The sequence below is a fragment of the Halobellus sp. MBLA0158 genome (assembly GCF_041477585.1).
In the GTDB taxonomy this organism is placed as follows: Archaea; Halobacteriota; Halobacteria; order Halobacteriales; family Haloferacaceae; genus Haloquadratum; species Haloquadratum rubicundus.
Window position 1 is genome coordinate 932505 of sequence record NZ_JBGNYA010000001.1, and the last position, 23314, is coordinate 955818.

Consider the following 23314-nt stretch of genomic DNA (forward strand, 5'->3'; position numbering starts at 1 on the left):
TCGAAGACACGTATGGCGTGGCATCTCTCCTCGATCTCGGCTCTCGGTTTCGCCGCCGTCGGCGTCCACGCGGCGCTCGTCGCCGTCGGATGGCGACACCGTGAGTCGCGGTGCGGCACCGAGATCGCGGCGCTCCACGTCCTCGTCGGCCTCTCGGCGCTGGCGTACGCGATCCAGATCGGCTTCGGATCGGTCGCGATGCAGCGGCGCTGGTGGCAGGTGACGTTCGCGCTGTCGACTGGCGTCCCGATCCTGTGGCTCGTCGTCGTCGTCCAGTACGTCAGCCGCTCGCAGTGGCTGACGGTCCGGCGCGCGGCGCTGCTCGCGCTCGAACCGCTCGCCGTTCTCATCGCGACCGCGACGAACCCGATGCACCACCTAGTCTGGACAGTTCCCTCTGGACCGACCGTCGTCGACTCGACTGTGCAGGTCGCGTTCGGGCCGCTCTACTATCTCCACGTCGTCTTTGCTTACACGGCGGTCGCGATCGGGATGGGGCTGATTCTCCTGGTCGGCGTCCGGATGTCGCTGCTCTACTGGAAGCAAGTCGCCGTCCTCACCGTCGCGCCGCTGCCGCCGTTCCTCTCACACGTCGCGTTCCTGCTCGGTATGAGCCCGATTCCGGGCGTCGATCTGACGTCGTTCACCTTCGCGATCACCGGCGTTCTCGTGGTGCTCGGGCTGTATCACTTCGATCTGCTCGAACGGGTCCCGGTCGCCCGCCGCCGGGCCTTCGAGGCGATGGGCGACGGGCTCGTCGTCCTCGACTCCGACCGCGTCGTCGTCGAGGTCGACGACACCGCCCGCCGGGTCCTCGATCCGCCGCCCGACCCCGGCGACCACGTCAGCGACGTCTTCCCCGAGCACGCCTTCGAGGATCTCAAGGGAACGACGGTCACGGACGGGCGAAGCCGCGCGTACGACATCCGCCTCTCGGAGCTCTCCGACGAGCGGGGCGACGAGGTGGGGTACGCGCTGGCGCTCCGCGACGTCACCGGGCGGCACCGCTACGAACAGCGCCTCGAAGTCGCGAACCGGATCCTCCGGCACAACCTCCGCAACGATATGAACGTCGTGCGCGGCTACGCCGACATCGTCGCCTCCGGGACCGTCGAGGACGCCGAGCGCGCGGCCGAGTCCATCCTCAGCCGGACCGACGATCTCCTGACCGTCAGCGACAAGGCCCGGAAGGTCTCCGAGCTCGAAGACACCCACTCGGAGACGCCGACGGTCCACGACGTGACCGAGATCGTCGCCAGCGCCGTCCGCCGCGCCGAGCGGGGCTACCCCGACGTCGAGTTCGCCTTCGACGGCGACGCCCACGCCCGCGCGGCGCTCACCGATGCCAACTCGATCGGAACCGCGACCGAGGAGCTGATCGAGCTCCTCGTCACCGAGTCCGACTCTGAGGGGCTCCGCGTCCGGGTCAGCGTCGAGCGCGAGGCGACGGCCGACTCGGAGCCGTCGATCGCCGTCCGCTTCGCATCGAGCGGCGACGGCATCCCCGAAGTGGAGCGGCGGGCGCTCGATGCGGGCTCGGAGACGCCGCTCCAACACGCCGAGGGACTCGGCCTGTGGCTCGCGTACTGGTGCGTCATCGAGAACGGCGGGGAGCTCCGGTTCGCCGACGGATCCGGCGGGTCCGCGGGCGACCGCGACGCCCCCGTCGACGGCGATTCGCCCGGCGACGGCGTCGACAGCCCCGCCGAGGGCACCGCCGCCACCGACCTCCGAACGATCGTGACGCTCCGGTTCTCCGAGCCCGACGAGTGAGTGCGCCCCGCCGACGCCGCTGGCGAATCTCTTTACCGAGGCGCGTCCGATACGCCACCAACACGTGGACGCATCGACCGCCCGCCGGCTCGCCGTGGCCCTCCTCGCCGTCGCCGCACTCGCCGCGACGGCGGCGACGATCGACACCACCGTCACCGGCGGGACCGGCGGCAGCCTCGGCGGCGCGTCCGGCGGCGCCCCCTCGGGCGCTCCGGCGCCGCTGATCGACGTTCCGAGCGGCGAGAGCGCCGCCGTCCTGGGCTCCGTCTGCGTCCCGTTCCTGGCTCGGCCGCCCGTCGTCGCGCTCCTCTTCGCGCTCCTCGCGGCGGGCCACTACGCGGTCTACCGTCGATCCGAGTCGCTCCCGACCGTCGTCGCGACCGCCGTGGGGGTCGGGTTCCCGCTCGCACTGCTGTGGGCGGTCCTCGTCTCGTGTCGGCTTCCGACGCTGTCGATCGACGTCGGCTTCGAGTTCGGTCTCGGCGCCGACGGTCCGGGCATCGTTCCGTTCCCCGTCGGGAGCGGCGGGTTCGGCCTCGGCGGGGAGGGAAGCGGCTCGGTCGCGACGCCGTCTGCGCTCTTCGGCCTCGCGCTGTTCGTCGCGCTCGCGCTCGCCGTCGTCCTGCTTTTGGCCTCGACGGGGGACGAACTCGCGGGCGACGACGCCGACGATTCCGCCGACGGGGATTCCGAGGCGACCCCGCCGGACGTCAGGCGGGTCGGCGAGGCCGCCGGCGACGCGGCCGACCGCCTCGAAGCCGAGGCCGACGTCGGGAACGAGGTGTACCGCGCGTGGGTCGAGATGACGAACCACCTCGACGTCGACCGGCCGGAGTCGTGTACGCCCGGGGAGTTCGCCGCGGCCGCGGTCGACGCCGGGATGGACCGCGACGACGTCGCAGAGCTCACCCGGCTCTTCGAGGAGGTCCGCTACGGCGACGAGGACGTGACAGACCTGCGCGCCGAACGGGCCGTCTCGGCGCTGCGACGGATCGAATCGGCGTACGCCGGTGAGGGGTCGTGACCGACGGCGACCTCCTTGTCGGCGTCGGCGCCGCGGTCGTCCTCCTCGGAATCGCGGGGTTCGCGGGGCTCGTGGTGCCCGGTCTGAACGCCTCGTTCGTCTTCGTCGTCCTGGTGGGCCTCCTCGCGGGCGTCCAGGGGCTCCGGTATCTGGTCCGCCGGTCCGGCGCTGACCGCGTCGCGACCGACCCGGGCGAGCCGGAGCGGCGGTACCGCGTGCCGGCGCCCGGCGACGAGATCAGGGGCCACGCCGGCTACGACGGCGACCGGGGACGCCCCCGCCGCCGGGCCGACGTCAGGCGCGGGTCGACCCGTCGCCGGCGGCGGCCGCCGCGGACGCTCCGGCGCCGCATCGAGGAGGCGGCCGTCGAGACGATCTGTCTCTGCGATCACTGCTCGGTCGAGACCGCTCGGCGTCGGATCGACGAGGGGACCTGGACTGACGACCCCGTCGCGGCGCGCTACCTCGGCGCTGACGTCGACCTCCCCCTCTCGACGCGGATCCGACGCACCGTGACGCGGCGCTCGCGGCGGGACGCCGCCGAGCGGGCGCTCGACGCGCTCGAAGCGCTCCGGGAGGGCGACTGATGCGCGCGCTCGACACCCACCGCTGGACTGGGATCGAGGGGGCGACGCTCCTGGCCGCCGCCGCGGGGGTCGTCTTCCAGCGCCCCGCGCTCCTGCTCGCGGCCGGCGTCGGCGTCGCGTTCACGGCCTACGGGTGGTTCGGCGACGCGCCGACCCCGACGCTCGACGTGGAGCGCCGGATCGACGACGCCTCGCCCGACCTCGAAGACGAGGTGCGGGTCACCGTCGAAGTGCGGAACGCCGGCTCGCGGACGCTCTCGGACCTCCGCCTCGTCGACGGAGTCCCGCCGGCCCTGGCGGTGACCGACGGCTCGCCGCGGCACGGGACGGCGCTCCGCCCCGGTGCCGGGACGACCTTCTCGTACACGGTTGAGGCCGTGCGCGGCGAGCATACCTGGGAGCCGCTGACCGCCATCGCCCGGTCCCCGAGCGGCGAGCGCGAGCGGAACGTCGAGGTCGGTCCCGACGGGGCGACGTCGATCTCGTGTACGCCGTCGCTTTCGGCCGTCGAGACGCTCCCGCTCCGCGGGCTGACGACGCCGTACGCGGGGCGGGTCACGACGGACGTCGCCGGCTCCGGCCTGGAGTTCTCCTCGACGCGCGAGTACCGGCGGGGCGACCCGCTCTCCCGTATCGACTGGAACCGCTACGCCCGCACGGGCGACCTCTCGACGGTCGAGTTCCGCCAGGAGCGCGCCGCCGCGGTCGTGCTCCTGATCGACGCGCGACAGGCCGCGTACGTCGCTCCGGGGCCCGATCGGGAGCACGCCGTCGAGCGGAGCGTCGACGCGGCCGCGGCGGCGTTCGCGTCGCTGCTGGACGCGGGCGACCGCGTCGGCATCGCCGCGCTGTCGCCGCGGGAGTGCTGGCTCGCCCCGGGCGCCGGCCGCGACCACCGGAGCCGCGGCCGCGACCTCCTCGCCTCCAGCCCGGCGCTCTCGCCGACGCCGCCGGAACAGCCGCAGCTGCCGATCTCGGCGCTCCAGCGGCTCCGACGCCGGCTTCCGGCGGACGCGCAGGTGCTGTTCTTCTCGCCGCTGGTCGACGACGACGCCTTCGACGCGGCCCGCCGCATCGACGCCCACGGCCACCCGGTCACCGTCGTCTCGCCGGACGCGACCGCGACCGACACGGCCGGCCGGCGGCTGGCCCGGCTCGAACGCCGGAACCGGATGACGCGGCTCCGACGCGCCGGGATCCGGGTCGTCGACTGGGGGAACGAACCGCTCGCGGCCCGCGTCGCCCGCGCCGAACGGCGGTGGTCGCAGTGACCGCCGACGGCCCGCGCGACGGGATGACCGCGAAGCCGCCCGTTCGCGGAGCGGCGCTGTCGCTCGTCGCCGGCGGCGCCTGTCTCGCGGCCCTCGCGCTGGGTTCGGTCGACGCCCTGGCGGTCGGCGCGCTCGCGCTCGCCGTGCTCGCGGGCGGGCTGTACGCGGCCGCCCGGCGGGCCGTGACGGTCGCCGGCGCGGGATTCCTGCTCGCGATCCTGCTCGCGGGGAGCCGCGGCGCCGCCCCCGAACCCCTCCTGCTCGCTACGCTCGGCGCCGTGTTGGCGTGGGACCTCGGCGAGTTCGCCGTCGACGTCGGCGAGCAGCTCGGTCGAGAGGCCGACACCGACCGCTTACTCCTGGTCCACGCGGCGGTCAGCCTCCTCGTCGGCGTCGCGGGCGCCGGGACGGCCTACGGCGTCTCCCTCGCCGTCGGGGGCGGCCAGCCGACCTCGGCGGTCGTGTTCCTCCTCGTCGGCGTGGTCGTCCTCGTGGCGGCCCTCCGCCGGTGATCGCTATTCGCCCCCGTCCGACGCGTCCGCTCCGGAGTCGGCCTCGACGGTCGGGACCTCCACGCGGTCGAGCACGTCGGCGACGACGTCGGCGGCCGTGGCCTCGTCGACCCGCGCGTCCGGCGTCAGGACGATCCGGTGGGCGAGGACGGGCTCTGCGACCCGCTTCACGTCGTCGGGGGTGACGAACCCGCGCCCCGAGAGCACCGCCTGCGCGCGGACGGCTTCGAGCAGGCGCTGAGTGCCGCGGGGGGAGACGCCGACCTCGACGTGGCGGTGCTCGCGGGTCGCCCGCGACACCTCGGCGACGTATTCGAGGAGGTCGTCGTCGACGCGGACGGTCTCCGGCGCGCGCCGGAGCGCGGTTACCGACGCCCGGTCGAGGACCTGTTCGACGCTCGGACTCCGCGCCTCGCGGCCGATCCGGCGCCGGAGGAGTTCGACCTCCCCCTTCGAATCGGGGTAGCCGATCTCGGTCTGGACGGCGAAGCGGTCGACCTGCGCCTCCGGCAGCGGGAAGGTCCCCTCGCTCTCGACGGGGTTCTGCGTCGCGATCACGAAGAACGGCTCCGGGAGCGCGTGGGTCTCGCCGTCGACGGTCACCTGTCGCTCCTCCATCGCCTCCAGGAGCGCGGCCTGGGTCTTCGGCGGCGCGCGGTTGATCTCGTCGGCGAGGACGACGTTCGCGAAGATCGGCCCCTCGCTGAACTCGAAAGTCCCCTCGCGCTCGTCGAAGACGTTCGTCCCGGTCACGTCCGCGGGGAGGAGGTCGGGCGTGAACTGCACGCGCGAGAAGGAGAGGCCGAGCGCCGTCGCGACGCTGCGGGCGGTGAGGGTCTTGCCGGTCCCGGGGACGTCCTCCAGGAGGACGTGCCCGCGGGCGAGGACGCCGAGCAGGACGCGTTCGAGGAAGCGCTCGTCGGCGATGACGGCCTTCGAGACCTCCGCGCGGACCGACTCGCAGGCGGCGGTCGCGTCGTCGAGATCCATACCGGCGTCTGGTGCGGCACGCGCTTATAGGGTCGCCTCCGGTCGCCCCGTCGCGCACGCGGACTCGACCAAATCGAAACCGATTAAACGCGTCACCGCCCTACTGGTGAGTAGAGCCGAGGTAGCCTAGCCTGGCCAAGGCGGTAGATTCGAAATCTACTGTCCATTCGGACTCGTGAGTTCAAATCTCACCCTCGGCGCTTCTCCGCGATACAACCCACAAGCGGCGCGTGTATGCGCCGCGATACGCGTTGCTCGGGCGGTAGCGACCACGTGAGATTTGAATCAGGGAGGAGCCCCGCTCCGACCGTGGTTCAAATCTCACCCTCGGCGCTTCTCCGCGATACAACCCACAAGCGGCGCGTGTATGCGCCGCGATACGCGTTTGCCGCGCCGCCCCGACGCGTTCCCGTGAGGTAAAAATTTCCGGGCCCGTATATGTCGGGGCCGTTCGTACCCCCGACCGAGGTGATTCGATGTCGGGAGTCCCGGGGGTCCGCGTGGCGGCCGAGGCCGCGATCCTCTCGTGTGGCCTCGTACTCGCCTTTCTGGCGTATCGCGCGTACAGGAACACGGAGTCCGCCGCGCTCGGACTCGTGACCGTCGGCTTCTGCCTCGTGAGTCTCGGCGCGGTCGCGGGCGTGGCGCTCCCGTTCGTCACGCCCGTAGAGCTCGCTCTCGGACTGACGGTACAGAACGTCCTCACCGCGGTCGGCCTTGCGGCTCTCGTCTACTCGCTATGTGTCTCGAAAACGGGCGTCGACACGGGATCGGGACCGGCCTGATCCCGTCTTCCGTTATGTGGCACTCGTCGCGGTGTCCTGCGTGGCGGTTCCGTCCGTCGGCGTGAGCACCTTGTAGATGGCCCACACCAGCAGGATCAGCAGCGCCGCCACCACCAGACCGGTGCGGAGCTGCGGGTCGACCATCGGCGTGGCGACCACCTCGCCGGCGTCGTTCGTCACCGGCGCCGCGCCGTACGGCGGACCGTCGAGGATTTCGACGACGCCGAGCACGACGACGCTGACGAACATCAGGCCGGTACTCACGAGCATCACGATCCTGTCGATCGGGTTCAGGTCTTTGAGTGTCATCTCCTGTCACCTCCTCAGCCGAGTAGGTATCTGAGCCGCGGGTGTTGCTTGATGAACGCGGTCTTCTCGATGATGGCGTCGAGCCCGTAGTAGCGCCCGGCGGCGAACACGATCATCGTCATGAACAGCAGCAGGCCCATCAGGTCGCCGTTCACGAGCCCGTGGCCGAACTCGGCGTTGCCGGTCCAGAACAGCGTCATGAAGAAGACGCCGCCGAACGCCGCGAGCCGAGTGAGGACGCCGAACAGGAGCGCGAGGCCGATCAGCGTCTCGAACAGCGGCACGCCGGCCTTCACGAGCCAGGCGGCGTCGGTGGCCAGGAAGGTCGCGAGGGGCCCGACGACCGTGCTGCTCATTCCCTCCAGGTACGCCGGCGCGTACGTGTAGTTCAGCCCGTCGGCGATGAGTTTCGTCACGCCGGAATGGAAGAACCACCAGCCGGTGAGCACCCGAAGGAACGCGATCCAGTACTGGCCCCAGCCGCCGGACAGTGTCAGGGCCGTCTCCTCCCCGAGTAGGTTACCCTCGAACTGGTATGACATACTTCTCACCTCTACATTCGTTCGTTGTGGTTCCGCGGGGAAAAGCGAATGAAGCGATTTTCATCCGCCGGGAATTGCACAGTCGTCGGACATAATGAAAAATAACCGAAAATACGGTATCGGAGGACTCTCCGCGAACTACCGCCACCGACCTGCGCTGTCGCCTCCGCGTCACTCCCTCGGCGGCGACGCCGTCGTTCAGTTTCACTTTCACTCCGCTAGGCTGACTTACATACCGATTCCCGCCGAACTGCGAGTATGCACGCGACGGCGATCGAAGAGCGGACGACCGAGCGCGCCCAGCGAACGCGGCGGATCGACGTGACCGACGTCGAGACGGCCCGCGTCACCGAGTACGCCGCGACCAGGGAGGACGTCCGGTTCGAGCGGCGCGGCGGTTGGACCTACCTCGTCGAAGAGCGGTAGGACGTCGCGGTCGGCTGAAAGCGCCTCGTCACGACCGCGCGTCGCCGTCGAGCGCCGCCTGTTCGCTCCCAGAGTCCGGAGCGACGTCGCTCGACGCGCCGCTGTCGGAGCCGACGCCCCACGACCGGCGGCCGATCAGGTACGCGTCCGCGTCCGAGCGGTCGTCGGGGTTCGCCGTTCGGATCCACACCGTCGACTCGCCCTGCGCGGAGAGGCCGGCCGCCCACGCCTCGGCGTCCGCGCGCCCGTCGAAGCGGTGGCGGCTCCCCGCCTGCTGGATCAGCCGCCCGACCGCGCCGTTCGTCCGGCGCGCCGAGGGCTTCACGTCGACGACGTACTCGCTCACACCCGGGGCTACGGGGCGCTGTCACTTCATCGTGCGGTCCGTCGAGAAGGCGGTGCGACGCGGCGCCGACGCTCAGTCGTCGGCCAGCGTCGCGTCTTCCGGCTCGGCTCCCGGCTCGTCCTCGTCGGCGTCGGTGGCTAGCAGGCGGTCGAGCGCCTCGACCATCGCCTCGACGCTGCAGCGGGTGATGTCCGAGTCGGAGGTCGCGACCGTCACCGTCCGGTCGCCCTTCGACATCTCCACCTCGACGGTGACGACGGCGTCGGTGCCGCCGGTGATCGCGTCGACGTGGTAGGATTCGAGCTGCGCGTCGGCCTCGGAGCCGAGCGCGGCCCGCACGGCCTCGACGGCGGCGTCGACCGGGCCGCTCCCGGTGCCGGAGGCGACGCGCTCTTCGGTGCCGACCCGGAGCCGGACCGAGGCGGTCGGCGTCCCGCCGCCGGAGGCGGCCGTGAGGTCCAGGAGCTCGACGTGGCGGTCGCGCTCCCGGCCCTGGACGTCCTCGGCGATCGCCAGGAGGTCGGCGTCGGTGACGCGCTTGTCGCGGTCGCCGAGGCGCTTCACGCGCTCGACGACGTCCGCGAGCTCTTCCTCGCTCACGTCGACGCCGTGCTCGTCGAGCGCCGCGCGGACGCCCGCCCGGCCGGCGTGCTTGCCCAGGACGAGCCGGCGTTCGCGACCCACCATCTCTGGGGGATACGGCTCGTACATCGTGTCGTCCTTGAGCGTGCCGTCGGTGTGGATGCCGCTCTCGTGGGTGAAGGCGTTCTCGCCCACGACCGCCTTGTTCGGCGGGAGCGGCACGCCGGTCGCGTGGGAGACCTGCTGGGCGAGGTCGTACACCTGTTCTAAGTCCATCGTCTCGACGCCGTAGCCGTGCGCCAGGGCGATGGCGACCTCTTCGAGGGCGACGTTGCCCGCGCGCTCGCCGATGCCGTTGATCGTGCCGTGGACGAGGTCCGCGCCGGCCGCGAGGCTGGCCCAGACGTTCGTCATCCCCAGCCCGAGGTCGTCGTGGGTGTGGGTCGACACGGGGCCGAGGTCGGCCAGCCGGGAGACGTACTCGTAGGTCGTCTCCGGCGTGGCGTGGCCCACGGTGTCGGCGTAACACGATCGGTCCGCGCCGGCGTCGAGCGCCTCGGCCATCAGGCGTTCGAGGAAGTCCAGGTCGGCGCGGGAGCCGTCCTCGCCGATGACCTCGACCCAGAGGCCGTGGTCCTTGGCGTAGGCGACCAGCTCGCCCGTGTTCTCGACCACCTCGTCGTGGGTGGTGCCGACCTTCCGCTCGACGTGCTTGTCGCTGGCGGGGACGACGATGGTGACGCCGTCTACCCCGCAGTCGAGCGCGAGGTCGATGTCGTTCTGGACGCCGCGCGCGAAGCTCGTCACCGTCGCGTCGAGGTCGAGCGCGGTCACCTGGCGGATGGTCTCGCGCTCGCCCTCGCCGGTGCAGGCGCTGCCGGCCTCGATGTACTCGATGCCGGCCCGGTCGAGCGACCGCGCGATGTCGGCCTTCTCGTCCGGCGTGAGCGAGACACCCGGGGCTTGTTCGCCGTCTCGGAGCGTCGTGTCTAGCAGCTGTACGGAGTCGTCAGAATCCACGGTGGATGCGAGGGGGTTGTCGGGGTTACCCCCGAATAAATCGACCACGAGTCATGTGCTCACACAGACTGTGATCGTCCAGCTACTTAAACTGCGCCTTCTCGACGAGCGGCTCGACGCGCGCCGTGCCGCGGTTCCCTCGCACCCCTCACTCCTCGACGAGCCGGACGGTGTCTCCGGTCTCGACGCCGTCCGCGGCGCCCGCGGGCAGTTCGACCACGGTGTCGGCGGTGGCGGCCCCGAGGCCGCGCCACGCCCGCAGGCGCTTTTTCTTCACGACCTCGTCGCCGACGAGCCACAGCGCGTCGAGGTCGAACGGGACGAAGACCATGTGGAGGTCGCGGCTGTCGGCCTCGTCGAACTCGAAGACCATCGCGTAGTCGTCGGGGATCGACCGCCGGAACATCAGCCCGCGGGCCCGCGAGAGGAACGTGTCGGCCACCTCGACGTCGCTGGCGAGCGTCGCTCGCTCCCCGCCGCTTCGGTGTTCGAGTCGCACAGGCTCCGGTCTGCGGCCGGCCGCATAAATCGCTCGGCTGTCGGAGCCGCCGGACCGCCGCGCCACCGGCGGATTCAACTCCCCAGCGGTCACAGCCTGGCGTATGCGGGAGACGCCCACGGGCACGCCGGTCGGCGTCGACGACCCCTACGACCACGCCGGCGTCTGCGACCACCTCACCGACGACGGCCGGTGCCGCTTCGCGCTGACGCGCGCCGGCGACGACCCAGAGTTCGCGGCCGCCCGCCGCCGCGCGGACTACGACTGCGTCGCGGCCGCCGACGCCGAGTTCCGCGACTGCCCGCACTACCGATCGACCACCGACGGCCGCGAGTGCGTCCGCTGCGGCCTGGAAGCCGTCCGGATCGCTCACGACGACTCCCGCCCGCTGCTGGAGGAACACCACCTCTCGTACGGGAGCGCGAGCGGCGGAGGAGACGACGGCGAGCCGAGCCACGAGATCACGGTCGCGCTCTGTCGGTGGTGCCACGCGAAGATCCACCAGTCGTTCGCGCGCCTCGACGACGACGCCGCGCCGGACCCCGAAGCGATCGCCGCCCGGGAGGAGCGCCGCGCGAAGGAGCAGTCGGAGTTCGGCTTCACGACCGCGCGCGAGCGGCGGGACGAGGACGGTTGACTCGCCGGTGCTACGACTGCGCCCCCCGTCGGCGCTACGTCCCGCTCCGCCGGGCTCGGACCAGCGTCGCCGCGCCGGCGGTCAGGAGCAGGAGACAGCCGCCGAGCGCGATGATTCCGTAGGGACGCGGTGAGGCACTCGATGCGGCCGTTCCGGCCGGGCCGACGGCCACGAGCGCGACCAGTCCGGCCGCGCCGAGAAGCGTCGCCCCGAGCCCCCACGCGCGCTGTCTGTCCATACGCCGCCTGCGTCGCCGGTCCGGATTACGGTATCGGAATCCGAATTCGAAACGGAATTCGAATCTACGGCTCAGCGAGCGACGGGACTGTGACGCCGCCAGACCGGGCGCTTTTTGGCTCCCTTCGGTGTATAGCCCCCAACTGATGACAAGCATCGTCGTCATCGACAACCACGGTCAGTTCACGCACCTCGAGCGCCGCGCGCTCCGGGACCTCGGCGTCGACGTCGAGCTCGTCGACAACACCACCCCGCCGGAGGAGATCGACGCCGACGGGATCGTCCTCTCGGGCGGCCCGGACATGGACCGCATCGGCAACTGCCCCGAGTACCTCGACCTCGACGTCCCGGTCTTCGGCATCTGCCTGGGGATGCAGATCCTCGCGGCCGAGCTGGGCGGCGAGGTCGGCTCCGGCGACTACGGCGGCTACGCCGACGTCGACGTCGACATCCTCGACGGCGGCGACCCCCTCGTGGGATCGCTCGCGCCCCGGACGCGCGTGTGGGCCAGCCACGCCGACGAGGTGAAAGAGGTCCCCGAGGGCTTCGCCCACACCGCGACCTCCGACGTCTGCGACGTCGAGGCGATGAGCGACCCCGACCGCGACCTCTACGGCGTCCAGTGGCACCCCGAGGTCGCCCACACCGAGCGCGGCGAGGAAGTCTTCCGCAACTTCGTCTCGATCTGCGAGTAGCCGCGAGCGGCCGCCGTCAGATCGGCCGAACCGACTCTCCAGCCCCCCCGAATCCTGTATGACATCCACACAAAGCGATCTCGCCGGCCTCTCGCGGTTCATCTTCCGCGCCCCGAGTTGGTACACCAGCCTCGCCTTCGCGCTCCTGATCGCCGCCGTCGCGGGCGTGGCCGCCTTCGACTCCGGCGTCTACGCCCGCAGCTGGCGCGGCCTGTTCTTCCTCGGCCGCGACGCCTGGGAGGGCATCTTCTTCATCGGCATCCCGACGGTCGTCGCCGCCTTCGGCACGACGGGGCTCGACCGCTTCGTCGGCGGCAAGCTCACGCACAACCGCTCGTCGCTCCTGGCGCTCGTCTCGGAGGTGATCGTCGTCGCCATCGTCACGCTCGCGGCGATCGTCTCGGTCTTCACCGGGCTCGGACAGCGCTTCGTCTTCGACGCCCTGGTCGTCGCGCTCGCGTCGGTGTTCGCCTTCCGTCTCCTGGTCGTGATGGCGGTCTCGCGCTCGTCGCTGCTTGTCGCGACCGTCCCCGCGAGCCTCCAGACCGCGGCCGCGGCGGTGCTTCTGTTCATCTACAGCGGCACGCTCCGCTTTCTCTCCGTCGGCGGACCGATCCTCGACGTCTACCTGATGCCGTACCTCGCGCGCTCGGCCGACGCGCCCGCGGAGCTCTCTGTCATCTCCGCGGAGCACTTCCTCCTCCTGGGCGTCACCTGCGCCCTCTACGCGCTGGCGGTCTACGCCTTCGTCGTCGCGGTCGACCGCCCCTGGCGGCGCAGCCTGGGCGTCTCGATGCTGGACTTCCTCCGGGGCTTCGTCGGCCACGTCGCCGAGGGCTCGCGCGAACTGGAGGAGTTCTTCCAGCAGCTGGGCGAGCAGGCGATCGTGCCCGTCTCGGTGCTCTCGTTCCGGACGGTCGCCGACGGGGGGAGCGACGTCGACGGGACGGACGACGCCGACGAGACCGCGACCGACGGTGACGCCGAGAAAGCGCGGTTCGTCCTCCCGATGATCCACCCCGGCCCGATGGGCGAGATCGGCGGCGGGAACTTCCCCGAGCGCGTCGCGTCCGACTGCTCGGCGCTCGTCTTCCCGCCGCACGCGACCGCCGGCCACGACTTCAACCTCGTGACAGAGCGCGAGGTCGACACGATCCTCGACGCCGCCCGCGAGGCCGCAGACCGCGTCACCTACGCGCCCGAGGCCTCCCCGAGCGTCCGCGTCCAGTCCGGCGAGGCCTCGATGCTCGGCCAGGCCTTCGGCGACGACGCGCTCTTGGTGTCGACGTACGCGCCCGGCTACGCCGACGACGTCGAGTACGGCGTCGGTCTCTCCGCGGCCGCCGAGGCCCGCACCAGCGGCCTCGACGACGTGATGCTCGTCGACGCGCACAACTCCAACGACGGGCTCTCGGGCCCGGACCTGGGCCACGTCACGCCCGGCTCACAGCGCGCCTTCGATATGATCGGCGCCGCCGGCGTCTCCGGCCAGCGCCTCGCGACGGCCGAGCGGGGCGACCTCGAACTCGGCGTCGCCTGGGACGAGACGCCCTGGGAGCCGATGGACGGAATCGGCCCGCTCGGCGTCCGCGTCGCGGTCACGGCGGTCGACGGGGCCGAGACGGCCTACGTCCTCGTCGACGGCAACAATATGGAGCCGGGGCTCCGCGGCGAGCTCGTCGACGCCCTGGTCGAGGACGGCCCGGTCGACGCGGCCGAGGTGATGACGACGGACACGCACATCGTCAACACCGTCGAGGCCGACAATCAGGTCGGCGCGGCCATCGACTGGGACGAACTCCGCGGGCTGATCTGTGACCTGGCGGACGAAGCGCGCGCCGACCTGGAGCCCGTCGAGGCCGGCGTCGCGGTCGAGCGCGCGGAGGTGACGGTCTTCGGCAACGACCGCACCGAGACGCTGGCCAGCCACGCCAACGCCGTCGTCGCGATGGGCGGCGCCTTCGCCCTGTCGGTGATCCTCGCGGCCGTGGCCGTCAGCGTGCTGATCTTCCTGTTCGCATAAGAGCCGCGTCGCCGTCGGGTCGCCGCGTTCGGCTACCCGCGAGCCGCTACGAGTCGCCCTCGCCGAACAGCTCGTCGACGGCCTCTCGGGCCGTCAACGCGGCCTCGTCGGCGACCGCCTCGGCGCTCTCGTCGGCGTCGTCGGGGGCGTTGACGTACACGTCGACGTCGAGGACGCCCTCCTCGAACGTCACGGTCACGTCGAAGTCGGTGAGCTCCGACTGCTTGTAGTGGGCGAGAATCACACCCTCGGCGGCCTCGGCCGCCGTCTGGACGACCTCCTCGTCGGTCGGCATCGGCTTACGCGCCGCCGGCGCCGCCCGGACCCATCGGGCCGCCGCCCGCGCCGCCTGCGCCGCCCTGGAGCATCTGCTGGAGCTCCTGCTGGAGGTCCTCGAACTGCTCTTGGACGCGCTCTTCCTGCTTCGTCAGCTGTTCGACGCGGATCTCGAGGCTGTCGACCTTGTCTTCGAGTTCGTCGTAGGCCTCGTCGTACTCGGTCTCGACGAGCAGCTCGCCGACCTCGCGGTACATCGTGGTGTCGTCGTCGATGTCTTCGAGCGCGTCGAGCGCCGTCTGGGACTCGTTGAGCGTCGACTCCGCCTGCTCCTTCTGGGCGGCCACCTTCTGGGCCGTCTCCTGTAGGTCCTGCAGTTCTTCGAGCTTCTCCTGTGCTTCCGGCGGCAGATTGCCCTGCATACCCGGGGCGACGGGACGCTGACTGAAAAAGGCCCGTATTCTCCGCTCGGCCGGTCTACGGCGGTTACGACCGCTCGCCCGCGGTCTCGTCTGTCGATCCGCTCGCCGCGTCGGCGTCCGCAGCGACGTCCTCGGCGACGTCGACGAGGCGGACCCAGGTGTTGAGTCCGGCGCGCAGCGCGACCAGGTCGGCGGCCGCGACGTCGACGCTGACGACGGCCCCGTCGCGGCTCACGTCGGCCCGCGAGCGCTCGTCGGCGATCTCGCCGACCTCGACGCCGACGCTCTCGGCCACGGTGCGAGCGCGCCGCTCGTCGTCGTAGACGAAATCGACCGTGGCCGCGTGTTCGGCCCCCCGTTCGGGAGCCTCACGGTTCGACATCGACGGGAGAGAAACCCTATTCGACCGGGACTTCCTTCACGTCCGGCGCGCGCTCCTTCAGGAGGACGCGGTGCCCGCAGTAGGGACAGCGGACGCCGCCGTACTCGTCCAGTTCGACGTCGCGCTTGCACCGGGAACACTTGTAGCTCATCGTTGGATGCGTGGGGATGTGGGGTGTTGTGCCTTTCGCGATTCCGGATCGGTCACTCTTCGTCGTCGCCGGAGAGGGCGGCGCGGATCGAGCGGCGGACCTGCTTGCCGCCGGGGGTCTGCGGGCGGTAGGTGCCGCCGGTGAAGACCTCGCCGGTCTCCTCGTTCTTCCAGATGCCGGGTTCGAGACGGGTGACGTCGTCGTCGTCGACCGTCGCGCTCCGCATCTCCGCTTCGATCTCCTTCACGCGCCGGCGGGCGACCCGCCCGTAGCGCGCGCCAAAGCGACCGGCGCTGCCGGTCTTTCGCGCCTTCTTTTCGGCCATAGTACCGCGTCCTACCTCCGGCGTCGGGATAAACCCTGCGAGACGTGGCCGCCGCGTCCCGCCGCTCCCGGGCACCGCTCATTACCCCCGTTCGTACTCGTGCTCGCGCGACCCGCTTCCGCCTCTTCGTCACACGGTTTCGAGCAGGTAGTCGAACGCGTCCGATCCCGGGTGGAAGTGGGCGAAGGTCCCGAGGGTCCGGTACTCGGTGAGCCCGTCGTTGGCGCCGTCGACGCCGGCTCCCCGGACCATCTCGAAGGCGAACCGCGCGTCCGACGCGGCCGTCGCAGAGGAGAAGTGGTACTCGTGGCCGCGGCGCGTCTCGCCCGCCGGCGCGATGAGCGTGTCCCGCGTGGCCCGCACGCCGACGTGATCCAGGCCCACGAGGCGGTCGCGCATCCGCGTCTCAACGGGGAGGACGCCCGCCATCTCGTACTCGCCGTCGTCGGTCGACAGCGACTCGCCGAGGATGATCGTCCCGCCGCACTCCCCGAAGACGGCCAGCCCCTCGGCGGCGCGCGCGCGGAGTTCGTCCAGCGTCGGCGACGCCGCCAGCGCCGCGGCGTGGCGCTCGGGGTACCCCCCGGGGAGGTAGACGGCGTCGCAGTCGGGGATCGGATCGCCCGCGAGCGGCGAGAACTGCTCGACGACGCCGCGTCCGCGGAGCCGATCGCGCGTGCTCGGGTAGACGAACCGGAACGCGTCGTCGGCCGCGACCGCGATCCGGGCGCCCGTCTCGTCGGCCGCGCGGAGCGAGGGCGTCGTATCGAGATTGGGCGGCCGGGCGACGTCGACGAGCCGGTCGGTTCGGATCCCCCGCGCCGCGGCGTCGAGGGTCTCCTCGCGGATCGGCGAGTCGTCGCCGAGGTCCGCTCCGAGGTGTCGGCTCGGGAGCTCCAGACCGTCCAGCGGCGGGGTCCGTCCCACGTACCGCAGGCCGGCGACCGCGTCGCGGATGCCGCGCTCGTGTCGGCCGCCGCGTGCCCGCGCCGCGAGCAGGCCGACGACGTCGACGTCGTAGTCCGCGCGGTCGGCGTACTGCTGGAAGCCCAGCGCCGTGGCGGCGACGCTCTCGATCCCCGCCGACGCGTCGACGACGAGGATCACCGGGAGGTCCAGCGCCGCGGCGACGGCGGCGGTGCTCACGTCGCTGTCGTAGAGCCCCATCGTCCCCTCGACGACGCAGACGTCGCCGTCGTCGGCGCCGCGGGCGTACGCCCGCCGGACGCCAGTCTCCCCGGCGAGCCAGGGGTCGAGCGTCCGCGAGGGGCGGCCGAGGACGGTGGCGTGGTGGCTGGGGTCGACGAAGTCCGGGCCGGCCTTGGCGGCGACCGGCGTCTTCCCCTCGCGTTCGAGCGCGCGACAGACCGCGAGCGTCGCGACGGTCTTTCCCACTCCGGAGGCCGTCCCCGCGAGGACCACCCCGGGCAGGTCGGAGGGGACCGCGTCGGTCGGCATTACCCGACCTCCGCCGCGCGGTCTGTTAAGTCAACCGCCCTCACTATCGACGTTGATACTCTCGACGGCCGCGCGCCGGTCGGTCACGGTGCCGTACTCGGCGGCCACGACCGACTTTGGGGGATCCTCGCTATCGTATCGCGACTCCAGCGCCGCGAGCAGCGCGTCCCGGACGCAGGCCCGCGCCGCCGACCCGACCGCGGTCGCGCTCCCGGAGAAGGCCGCCCGCTCGCCGGCGGGGTCGCAGGCGGCGAGCACGGCGTCCGAGGTCGTCCCCGGAACGCCCGTGCCCGGGAGCAGCGTCGCCGCCTTCGCCTCGGCCGCGACCGCGACGAGGTTCGCGAGCGCGCCGGGCGCGAGCGAGCGGGTCGTCCCGATCACGACGTTGACGGTGCCGATGTGGCGTTCGTCGTCGCGGTCGTCGCGGTCGTCGCCGTCGGCGTCGAGCGTTCCCCCTCGGGCGTCGTCGCCGTCACTCTCGTCGGGCACCGGCAGCGCGGCGGGGTTGCTCAGCCCGGCCGTGACGACCGCCTCCGCCGGTCCCAGCCGCGCCCGGTGCGCGTGGCGCATCGAGACGCCGGTGAGGAGCGCGGGCGCGGCGTCGAGGGGCGCGTCCGGCGCCCCCGCAAAGCCCGCCGCTCGCCGCCGCCGCGCGACGTAGCCCGCGACGTCGACGTCGTCCCAGCCCTCGGGGACCGAGACGAGATACGCGGCGTCCGCCCGCGACTCCCCGCCGTCGTGGCCGGTCGAGAGCCACCGCGTGCCGGGTCGTCGCAGGCGACAGACCTCCTCGCGGACCGTCGCCTCGAAGATTGGGTCGGATTCGTCGCGGTCGGCCGCGTCGTCGCTCCCGCTCATCGCTCATCGAGCAGCGCGTCGAGCAGCCGGTCGTTCTCGTGCGGTCGGCGGACCGCCACCCGAATGTGGGAGTCCAGCCGGGCGAACGTCCGCGCGTCCCGGACCGCGACGCCGCCCTCGCGCGCCCGTTCGAGTATCCGGTCCACGGACTCGTCGCCGACGTCGAGAAGCAGGAACGGCGCGTCCGAGGGATAGACGTCGTACTCGGTCGACAGCGCCGCTCGGAGCCGCGCCCGCTCGCTCGCGACCCGCTCGCGCGTGCGCTCGACGAACGCGGTCTGTCGGAGGCAGTGCGCGCCGACTTCGGCCGCCGGGGTCGAGAGCCCCCACGCCGGGCGCGCGGCGCGGAGCCGACTCCCCAGTTCGCCGGTCGCGACGGCGAAGCCAGCGCGGATCCCCGGCAGGCCGAACATCTTGGTGAGCGAGCGGGCGACGATCGCTCCGTCCCGGCCCGCGAGGCTCGCCGCGTCGGTGAAGTCGAGGAACGCCTCGTCGACGACGAGGGGCGTCCCCGCCGCGCGGCAGTCGGCCAGAAACGACCGGAGCGCGTCGGGATCGGGGAGTTCGCCGGTCGGATTGTTCGGTGCACAGACCACGGCCGCCTCGACGTCCCGGGGATCCGTTTCGAGCAGTTCGTCGTGGGCGACCCCGACCGGCTCGCCGCCCTGGAGCCTGATCTCGCGGGCGTACTCGCCGAAGCTCGGTTCGGGCACGGCGACGCGGTCGCCCGGACCGACGGTGACGCCGAACGCCAGCCGGAGCGCGGCGAGGCCGCCGGCCGTCGGGACGATCTGTTCGGCGTCGCAGTCGACGTAGTCGGCCGCGGCCGCGCGGTAGTCGGGGCGGTCGTCGGCGTACCGCGTCGCGTCCGCGAGCGCGGCCTCGTAGACGTCGCTGACGCCTTCGGGCCGGCTCGGATTCGTATTCGCGCTGAAGTCGAGGAGGTCCGCGTCGTCGCTCCCGCCGTGGGGCACGCGGTCGATGTCGGCGACGGCGTCGGGGTCCATCGCCGTCAGTCGCCCCGCTCGCGCTTCCGCTCCCGGTCTGTCACCCGGTCGAGCACGTCGAGGGTCGCGTCAGTCACCGCGTCGAGCCGTCCGGCCTCGTCGGCCAGCGCGAGCGCGCCGCCCATCGCGGCGCCCTCCTTGCCGACGCCGTCGGCGAAGGCCGACAGCGGCCCCGCCGCGGGGACGTCGAAGCCGGGGTCCGAGACGGTCAGGTCGAGATCGAGTGCCGCGGCGGCCGATTCGAGCCCGGGGACGTCGCCCGCGAGGTACGACGTCGTCGCGAGCGTCGCGGGCCGCGGGACGCCCGCGTGGCGGACCAGGGCGGCGACCGCGAGCAGCTGGGTCCCGCCGCCGAGCACGACCTCGGTCCCGGATTCGAGCGCGCCCGCGACGAGCCCGGACGCGACCGCGAGCACCGGATCGCCGACGAAGCGGACCGCGAGCTCGGGCGTGTGGGCGGCCTGACCGGGTTCGATCTCCGAGGAGGCGAAGGCTTCCTCGACGACCTCCCGTTTCAGGTCGAGCGGGTTCTCCGGCAGCGACGACGAGGTCTCGATGCCGTCCTCGCCGAGCGCGCGCAGGACGGCCATCGCCGTGGTCGTCCCGCCGGGGATGGTCTCGCCGACGACGACGCGCTCGTCGGGGAGCGCGCGGCCGAACTCCCGGCCCGCGGTGAAGGCGCCGGGCGCGGTATGGACGGGGTCGGCCTCGCGGATGTCGCGGCCGGGCTTTGCGCCGACCGAGACCGTCGGGGCGCCGGTCGGGCGCGCGAGGCCGCCGTCGACGACCGTGACGTCGAAGCCGAGGAGCTCGCGGACAGCCCGGGTCACGACCGCGGGCGTCGGACAGCCCGTCGGACTCACCGGGACGGCCGGCGCCCGGACGACGTCGCCGAAGGTCAGGAGTTCGGCGTCCGCGCCGGGGGTGTGCAAGAGCGCCTCCCGCGAGGCGCCGGCGGCGCTGATGCCGTCGATCCGTCCCGTCTCTGTCGTCCCCGCGACGAGGATCACGCGGGGAGCGTCGCTCCCGCTCATCCGCACAGCGCCTCCGCGAGGGCTCGGTCTCGGGGTCGGTTCACGTTGACCGCCAGGCGCGCGTCGTACGTCAACGCCACGGTGTCGCCGTCGCCGGCGACGACGTTCAGTCCCGTCGGGGTGACCTCTCTCCCCTCGTGCTCGAACGTCGTGTCCGCCGACGCGCCCAGTTGGCGCTTCAGTGCCGCCGGGACACAGACCGTGAGCGAGGTGGGCTCGGAGTCCGCGTTCGCCGCCCCGCCGTCTCCCGTTCCCGCTCTCGCGAGCGCGTCGTCGACGTGCTCGGCCGAGAGCAGCGGCAGGTCCGCGGGGACGGTGAGCGCCGGCCGTCCGACGGCGTCCAGTGCCGTCCCGAGGTCGGCCACGTACCCCTCGCCCGGCGTCTCGACGGTCGAAAGCGACAGGTCCGCGGCGCGGGCCGCGGTCTCGGGCGCCTGCGGCGAGACGACGGCGTGGACGGTCCCGTCGAGGCCGCTCTCCCGGAGCGCCTCGGCGACGCGTTCGAGCATCGATCGGCCGCAGACCTCGACGAGGGGCTTTTCGGTCTCGACGCCGCTGGCGTCCCGATCGCTTCCGTCGCGAAGGCGGGTGCCGCGGCCGCCGCACATCACAAGAGCGTCCACGCGATCACCCCCGCGTGGACGCCCGCGACCCGACCGAGCTCGTTCGCCGCGCCGAGGACGTCGCCGCTGATCCCGCCGAGCGCGCCGGCCGCCCAGGCGCCGACGAGCCACGCGGTCCCGATGGGCGCGAGGACCGCCGCGGCGGCGCTCGCGTGGCCGGCGCCCAGCCCGGACGCGACGACGATGGCCGGCGCGAGGACGAGCGCGACCGGAAGTAAGGCCGTCGGCGTCGCGTGCTCGGTGAGGGCCGAGCCGAGCCCCTCGTGCGAGGGCTCGCGGGCACAGACGAGGAGCGCCATCCCGGCCTTCGCACCGACCTCGACTGCGAGCGCCAGCGCGAACGCGACTCGCGGGCGCGTCCCCGCGAGGCCGAGCGCGCCGAGGCCGAGCGCGACCACCGCGAGCGAGACGGCGAGCGCGCCGCCGACCCCCGTCTGCGAGTCCTTCAGCACCTCGCGCCGGCGCGCGCGATCGGCCCCGCCGTGGACCGCGGCCGCGTCGCCCAGGTCCGCGAGGCCGTCGGCGTGGGTCACGCCCGTGAGGAGCACGAGCGTCACGAGGTACAGCGCCGCGGCGCTCGGCACCGGAATCGGAAGGAAAAGCGGGAGCGCCGCGAGCGCGCCGACGAGGTACCCGGCGAGCGGGATCGCCGCGGGCGTCCGCCGGAAGGCCTCCCAGGACGCCTCGTCGCCGCCGACGGGGAGGCGCGTCAGGAAGCCGACCGCCCCGCGGAGCGCGCTCAGCACCACGCGACCACCCCCGCGAGCGCCGCGGCGAGGAGGCCGGCCCGTCGCGTCACTCGCACGGCGCGCGTCGCCGTCGAGATGTCGGGAAGCCGAGCCGACACCTCGACGCAGTATCCCGTTTCCGTACTGTCTGACGCGTCTGACAGCGCGGCGTCCTCCGTTCCCGGCCCCGGGTCGAGGTCGTACGCCCCGGGCTTTTCGAGCCGCACCGAGAGCGCGGCCGCCATCGTCGCCATCGGCCAGCCCGAGTTCGGCGAGGCGGGCCGGCGGGCGAGGCGCCGGACCGGGGCGCGAAACGGGAGCGACGGCGCCCCGGCCGCGACGGCGATCAGCAGCGCCGACGTGCGGGCGGGGAGCCACATCACGAGGTCGTCCAGGCGCGCGGGAGCCCAGCCGACCGGCTTCGAGCGGTATCCCAGCATCGAATCCAGCGTGTTGACGGCCTTGACCCACGCGGCCGCGCCCGCGGCGAGCGGGAGTGCGAGCGCACGGAGGTCCGCGCCCGCGACGGGGCCAGCACCAGCGAGCGCGCTCGCGCCGGCCGCGACGACCGCGAACGCGGCGAGCGGCGCGACCAGCCCGTCGGCGAGGTTCTCGGCTAGGCTCTCGACGGCCGCCGAGCGGACGTGCGCCGCGTCCAGCGCGGCGGCGTCGCGGCCGGCCAGCGCCCGGAGGGCCGTCCGCGCCTCGCCGAGGTCGGCGTCGCTCGCGTCGATCACCTCGCGGGCGCTCGCGAGCAACAGGCGGAGGCTCGTCGTCGAGAAGAGCACGCCGCCGGCCAGCGCGGCGCCGAGCCACGGATCGACCGCGGCGCCGGCCGCGACGACGCCGACGGCGACGCCCGCGAATCCGAGCGGGAGCGCCAGCGCGGCCAGCGCGCCGACGAGTCGCGGGGAGAGCGCGGCATCTGCCGACGGCTCGGCCCCGCGATCGACCAGTCCGACGACGCGGCCGAGGAGCGCGACCGGGTGGATCCGGGCCGGCGGCTCGCCGACCGCGGCGTCGAGCCCCGCGGCCAGCGCGACCGCGACCGTCGCCGTCACCGGCACGAGCGCGCCCCCCGTGGGTCGTCGGTCCCGGCGCCGTCGACTGACGCGAGCGACGCGAGGGCATCCCCCGCTTTCAGCCGCGTCGCCAGCGTCTCCAGGTCGATGTCGCCCACGTCGACGAACGCCCCGCCGAGGGCTTCGATGCCGCCGTCGGTCGCGGGGTCGTCGCCGATGTGGATCACCTCCGCGGCGTCGACCTGGAGGCGCTCGGCGACCGTCTCGAACGCTCCCGCGTGCGGCTTGCGCCACCCGCAGCCGACGCTCGTCACCACGGCGTCGAACGCCGCTCGGTCGAAATCCGAGCGAATCAGCGTCCGCGAGACGAGTTCCGGCACCGAGCAGTTCGAGAGCAGGCCGACGGGACCGCGCTCGCTCGCCGCTCGCACCGCGTCGACGGCGGCCGGACGCGTGGTCACGGCCGGGTCGAACGCGGCGACGACGGCCCGTCTGACGGCGTTGGCGGGGGCGTCGACGTCGCAGGCGCGGAGGGCGGCGGCGACGTGTGCGGGAAGCGGGACTTCGGCCCCGTCGGGAGCGTCGACGTGCGGCTCGGCGTAGCGATCGCGCCAGCCCTCCGGGACGGACACCCCGCGGTCGCGGAGTTCGGTCGCCACCGCCGCGGCGGGGCCGTCGGGGCGGTCGACCGCGACGAGGGTGCCGAAGAGATCGAACGTGACTGCCACTACGCTTGGATCGGTGAAAGCAGACTTGAATTTGCCGGAGGC

General features: G+C 72.8%; 30 protein-coding genes and 1 tRNA gene. 11 read left to right on the top strand and 20 right to left on the bottom strand.

Going from position 1 to position 23314, the window contains the following annotated elements:
* Positions 1 to 12: 12 nt before the first annotated feature.
* From OS889_RS04760 to OS889_RS04780, 5 genes are all read left to right on the top strand, one after another.
* Positions 13 to 1773, top strand: coding sequence for a sensor histidine kinase (locus OS889_RS04760; protein WP_372387770.1), 1761 nt, complete (start codon positions 13 to 15; stop codon positions 1771 to 1773).
* Between the two features lie 64 nt (positions 1774 to 1837).
* Positions 1838 to 2797 (top strand): DUF4129 domain-containing protein, encoded by a 960-nt coding sequence (locus OS889_RS04765; protein WP_372387771.1) that lies wholly within the window; start codon positions 1838 to 1840, stop codon positions 2795 to 2797.
* Complete coding sequence (locus OS889_RS04770; RefSeq protein ID WP_372387772.1) at positions 2794 to 3384, top strand: DUF7269 family protein; 591 nt, start codon at positions 2794 to 2796, stop codon at positions 3382 to 3384. Before OS889_RS04765 ends, OS889_RS04770 begins: the two co-directional genes overlap by 4 nt.
* On the top strand, positions 3381 to 4655 hold the full coding sequence (locus OS889_RS04775) for a DUF58 domain-containing protein (RefSeq protein WP_372391544.1): 1275 nt from the start codon (positions 3381 to 3383) through the stop codon (positions 4653 to 4655). Before OS889_RS04770 ends, OS889_RS04775 begins: the two co-directional genes overlap by 4 nt.
* Positions 4652 to 5167: a DUF7519 family protein gene (locus OS889_RS04780; RefSeq protein WP_372387773.1), complete on the top strand. Its 516-nt coding sequence runs from the start codon at positions 4652 to 4654 to the stop codon at positions 5165 to 5167. Before OS889_RS04775 ends, OS889_RS04780 begins: the two co-directional genes overlap by 4 nt.
* A gap of 3 nt (positions 5168 to 5170) precedes the next feature.
* Here OS889_RS04780 and OS889_RS04785 read toward each other — a convergent pair whose 3' ends face one another.
* Positions 5171 to 6157 (bottom strand): AAA family ATPase, encoded by a 987-nt coding sequence (locus tag OS889_RS04785; protein WP_372387774.1) that lies wholly within the window; start codon positions 6155 to 6157, stop codon positions 5171 to 5173.
* Positions 6158 to 6272: 115 nt separating this feature from the next.
* Here OS889_RS04785 and OS889_RS04790 point away from each other — a divergent pair.
* Positions 6273 to 6357, top strand: a tRNA-Ser gene (locus OS889_RS04790).
* A 276-nt stretch (positions 6358 to 6633) separates the two neighbouring features.
* Positions 6634 to 6942 (top strand): DUF7521 family protein, encoded by a 309-nt coding sequence (locus OS889_RS04795; protein WP_372387775.1) that lies wholly within the window; start codon positions 6634 to 6636, stop codon positions 6940 to 6942.
* A gap of 12 nt (positions 6943 to 6954) precedes the next feature.
* Here OS889_RS04795 and OS889_RS04800 read toward each other — a convergent pair whose 3' ends face one another.
* Complete coding sequence (locus tag OS889_RS04800) at positions 6955 to 7251, bottom strand: hypothetical protein (protein ID WP_372387776.1); 297 nt, start codon at positions 7249 to 7251, stop codon at positions 6955 to 6957.
* 14 nt (positions 7252 to 7265) lie between these two features.
* Positions 7266 to 7793 carry a DoxX family membrane protein gene (locus OS889_RS04805; RefSeq protein ID WP_372387779.1) on the bottom strand — a complete coding sequence of 176 codons (528 nt, stop codon included), beginning with the start codon at positions 7791 to 7793 and terminating at the stop codon, positions 7266 to 7268.
* A gap of 258 nt (positions 7794 to 8051) precedes the next feature.
* Here OS889_RS04805 and OS889_RS04810 point away from each other — a divergent pair, with 258 nt between their 5' ends.
* Positions 8052 to 8219, top strand: coding sequence for a hypothetical protein (locus OS889_RS04810; protein ID WP_372387781.1), 168 nt, complete (start codon positions 8052 to 8054; stop codon positions 8217 to 8219).
* A gap of 28 nt (positions 8220 to 8247) precedes the next feature.
* Here the strand turns inward: OS889_RS04810 and OS889_RS04815 are convergent, their stop codons facing one another.
* The 3 genes from OS889_RS04815 to OS889_RS04825 all read right to left on the bottom strand — a co-directional run bounded on the left by OS889_RS04815 (position 8248) and on the right by OS889_RS04825 (position 10666).
* The gene (locus OS889_RS04815) at positions 8248 to 8565 is read right to left on the bottom strand and encodes a DUF8081 domain-containing protein (protein WP_372387783.1); all 318 of its coding nucleotides are present in this window, start codon (positions 8563 to 8565) and stop codon (positions 8248 to 8250) included.
* A 72-nt stretch (positions 8566 to 8637) separates the two neighbouring features.
* The gene (locus OS889_RS04820) at positions 8638 to 10215 is read right to left on the bottom strand and encodes a (R)-citramalate synthase (RefSeq protein ID WP_372387784.1); all 1578 of its coding nucleotides are present in this window, start codon (positions 10213 to 10215) and stop codon (positions 8638 to 8640) included.
* Positions 10216 to 10315: 100 nt separating this feature from the next.
* Positions 10316 to 10666 (bottom strand): DUF192 domain-containing protein, encoded by a 351-nt coding sequence (locus OS889_RS04825; RefSeq protein ID WP_372387786.1) that lies wholly within the window; start codon positions 10664 to 10666, stop codon positions 10316 to 10318.
* Between the two features lie 103 nt (positions 10667 to 10769).
* Here OS889_RS04825 and OS889_RS04830 point away from each other — a divergent pair, with 103 nt between their 5' ends.
* Positions 10770 to 11303, top strand: coding sequence for a DUF7097 family protein (locus OS889_RS04830; protein WP_372387787.1), 534 nt, complete (start codon positions 10770 to 10772; stop codon positions 11301 to 11303).
* 34 nt (positions 11304 to 11337) lie between these two features.
* On the opposite strand, the gene OS889_RS04835 is transcribed toward OS889_RS04830, so the two are convergent.
* Positions 11338 to 11541, bottom strand: a complete 204-nt coding sequence (locus OS889_RS04835) for a hypothetical protein (RefSeq protein WP_372387789.1) — start codon at positions 11539 to 11541, stop codon at positions 11338 to 11340.
* Between the two features lie 145 nt (positions 11542 to 11686).
* Between OS889_RS04835 and OS889_RS04840 the strand changes: the two genes are divergently transcribed.
* Both OS889_RS04840 and OS889_RS04845 read left to right on the top strand, forming a co-directional pair.
* Positions 11687 to 12235 (top strand): GMP synthase subunit A, encoded by a 549-nt coding sequence (locus OS889_RS04840; protein WP_372387790.1) that lies wholly within the window; start codon positions 11687 to 11689, stop codon positions 12233 to 12235.
* A 58-nt stretch (positions 12236 to 12293) separates the two neighbouring features.
* Positions 12294 to 14258, top strand: a complete 1965-nt coding sequence (locus OS889_RS04845; RefSeq protein ID WP_372387793.1) for a DUF2070 family protein — start codon at positions 12294 to 12296, stop codon at positions 14256 to 14258.
* Between the two features lie 46 nt (positions 14259 to 14304).
* On the opposite strand, the gene OS889_RS04850 is transcribed toward OS889_RS04845, so the two are convergent.
* From OS889_RS04850 to OS889_RS04910, 13 genes are all read right to left on the bottom strand, one after another.
* Positions 14305 to 14553 (bottom strand): DUF3194 domain-containing protein, encoded by a 249-nt coding sequence (locus OS889_RS04850; RefSeq protein ID WP_372387795.1) that lies wholly within the window; start codon positions 14551 to 14553, stop codon positions 14305 to 14307.
* A 4-nt stretch (positions 14554 to 14557) separates the two neighbouring features.
* Positions 14558 to 14956, bottom strand: a complete 399-nt coding sequence (locus OS889_RS04855; protein WP_372387798.1) for a prefoldin subunit beta — start codon at positions 14954 to 14956, stop codon at positions 14558 to 14560.
* A gap of 64 nt (positions 14957 to 15020) precedes the next feature.
* On the bottom strand, positions 15021 to 15338 hold the full coding sequence (locus OS889_RS04860) for a KEOPS complex subunit Pcc1 (protein WP_372387800.1): 318 nt from the start codon (positions 15336 to 15338) through the stop codon (positions 15021 to 15023).
* Positions 15339 to 15354: 16 nt separating this feature from the next.
* Positions 15355 to 15489, bottom strand: a complete 135-nt coding sequence (locus OS889_RS04865; protein WP_089764242.1) for a DNA-directed RNA polymerase subunit P — start codon at positions 15487 to 15489, stop codon at positions 15355 to 15357.
* A gap of 52 nt (positions 15490 to 15541) precedes the next feature.
* The gene (locus OS889_RS04870) at positions 15542 to 15814 is read right to left on the bottom strand and encodes an eL43 family ribosomal protein (protein WP_372387802.1); all 273 of its coding nucleotides are present in this window, start codon (positions 15812 to 15814) and stop codon (positions 15542 to 15544) included.
* A gap of 129 nt (positions 15815 to 15943) precedes the next feature.
* A complete protein-coding gene (locus OS889_RS04875; protein WP_372391545.1) occupies positions 15944 to 17245 on the bottom strand; it encodes a cobyrinic acid a,c-diamide synthase CobB in 1302 nt (433 codons plus the stop codon).
* A 57-nt stretch (positions 17246 to 17302) separates the two neighbouring features.
* Complete coding sequence (locus OS889_RS04880; RefSeq protein ID WP_372391547.1) at positions 17303 to 18085, bottom strand: adenosylcobinamide amidohydrolase; 783 nt, start codon at positions 18083 to 18085, stop codon at positions 17303 to 17305.
* A 41-nt stretch (positions 18086 to 18126) separates the two neighbouring features.
* A complete protein-coding gene (locus OS889_RS04885; protein ID WP_372387804.1) occupies positions 18127 to 19137 on the bottom strand; it encodes a threonine-phosphate decarboxylase in 1011 nt (336 codons plus the stop codon).
* Positions 19138 to 19142: 5 nt separating this feature from the next.
* The gene (locus tag OS889_RS04890) at positions 19143 to 20171 is read right to left on the bottom strand and encodes a nicotinate-nucleotide--dimethylbenzimidazole phosphoribosyltransferase (RefSeq protein WP_372387805.1); all 1029 of its coding nucleotides are present in this window, start codon (positions 20169 to 20171) and stop codon (positions 19143 to 19145) included.
* On the bottom strand, positions 20168 to 20779 hold the full coding sequence (locus tag OS889_RS04895; protein WP_372387806.1) for an NTP transferase domain-containing protein: 612 nt from the start codon (positions 20777 to 20779) through the stop codon (positions 20168 to 20170). Before OS889_RS04895 ends, OS889_RS04890 begins: the two co-directional genes overlap by 4 nt.
* Positions 20779 to 21543, bottom strand: coding sequence for an adenosylcobinamide-GDP ribazoletransferase (gene cobS / locus OS889_RS04900; RefSeq protein WP_372387808.1), 765 nt, complete (start codon positions 21541 to 21543; stop codon positions 20779 to 20781). The genes OS889_RS04895 and cobS overlap by 1 nt, the downstream gene beginning before the upstream one ends.
* Entirely contained in the window at positions 21534 to 22589 is a 1056-nt protein-coding gene (gene cbiB / locus OS889_RS04905) for an adenosylcobinamide-phosphate synthase CbiB (protein WP_372387810.1), read from the bottom strand. The genes cobS and cbiB overlap by 10 nt, the downstream gene beginning before the upstream one ends.
* Complete coding sequence (locus OS889_RS04910) at positions 22580 to 23272, bottom strand: HAD family hydrolase (protein WP_372387812.1); 693 nt, start codon at positions 23270 to 23272, stop codon at positions 22580 to 22582. The genes cbiB and OS889_RS04910 overlap by 10 nt, the downstream gene beginning before the upstream one ends.
* Between the last annotated feature and the right edge of the window lie 42 nt (positions 23273 to 23314).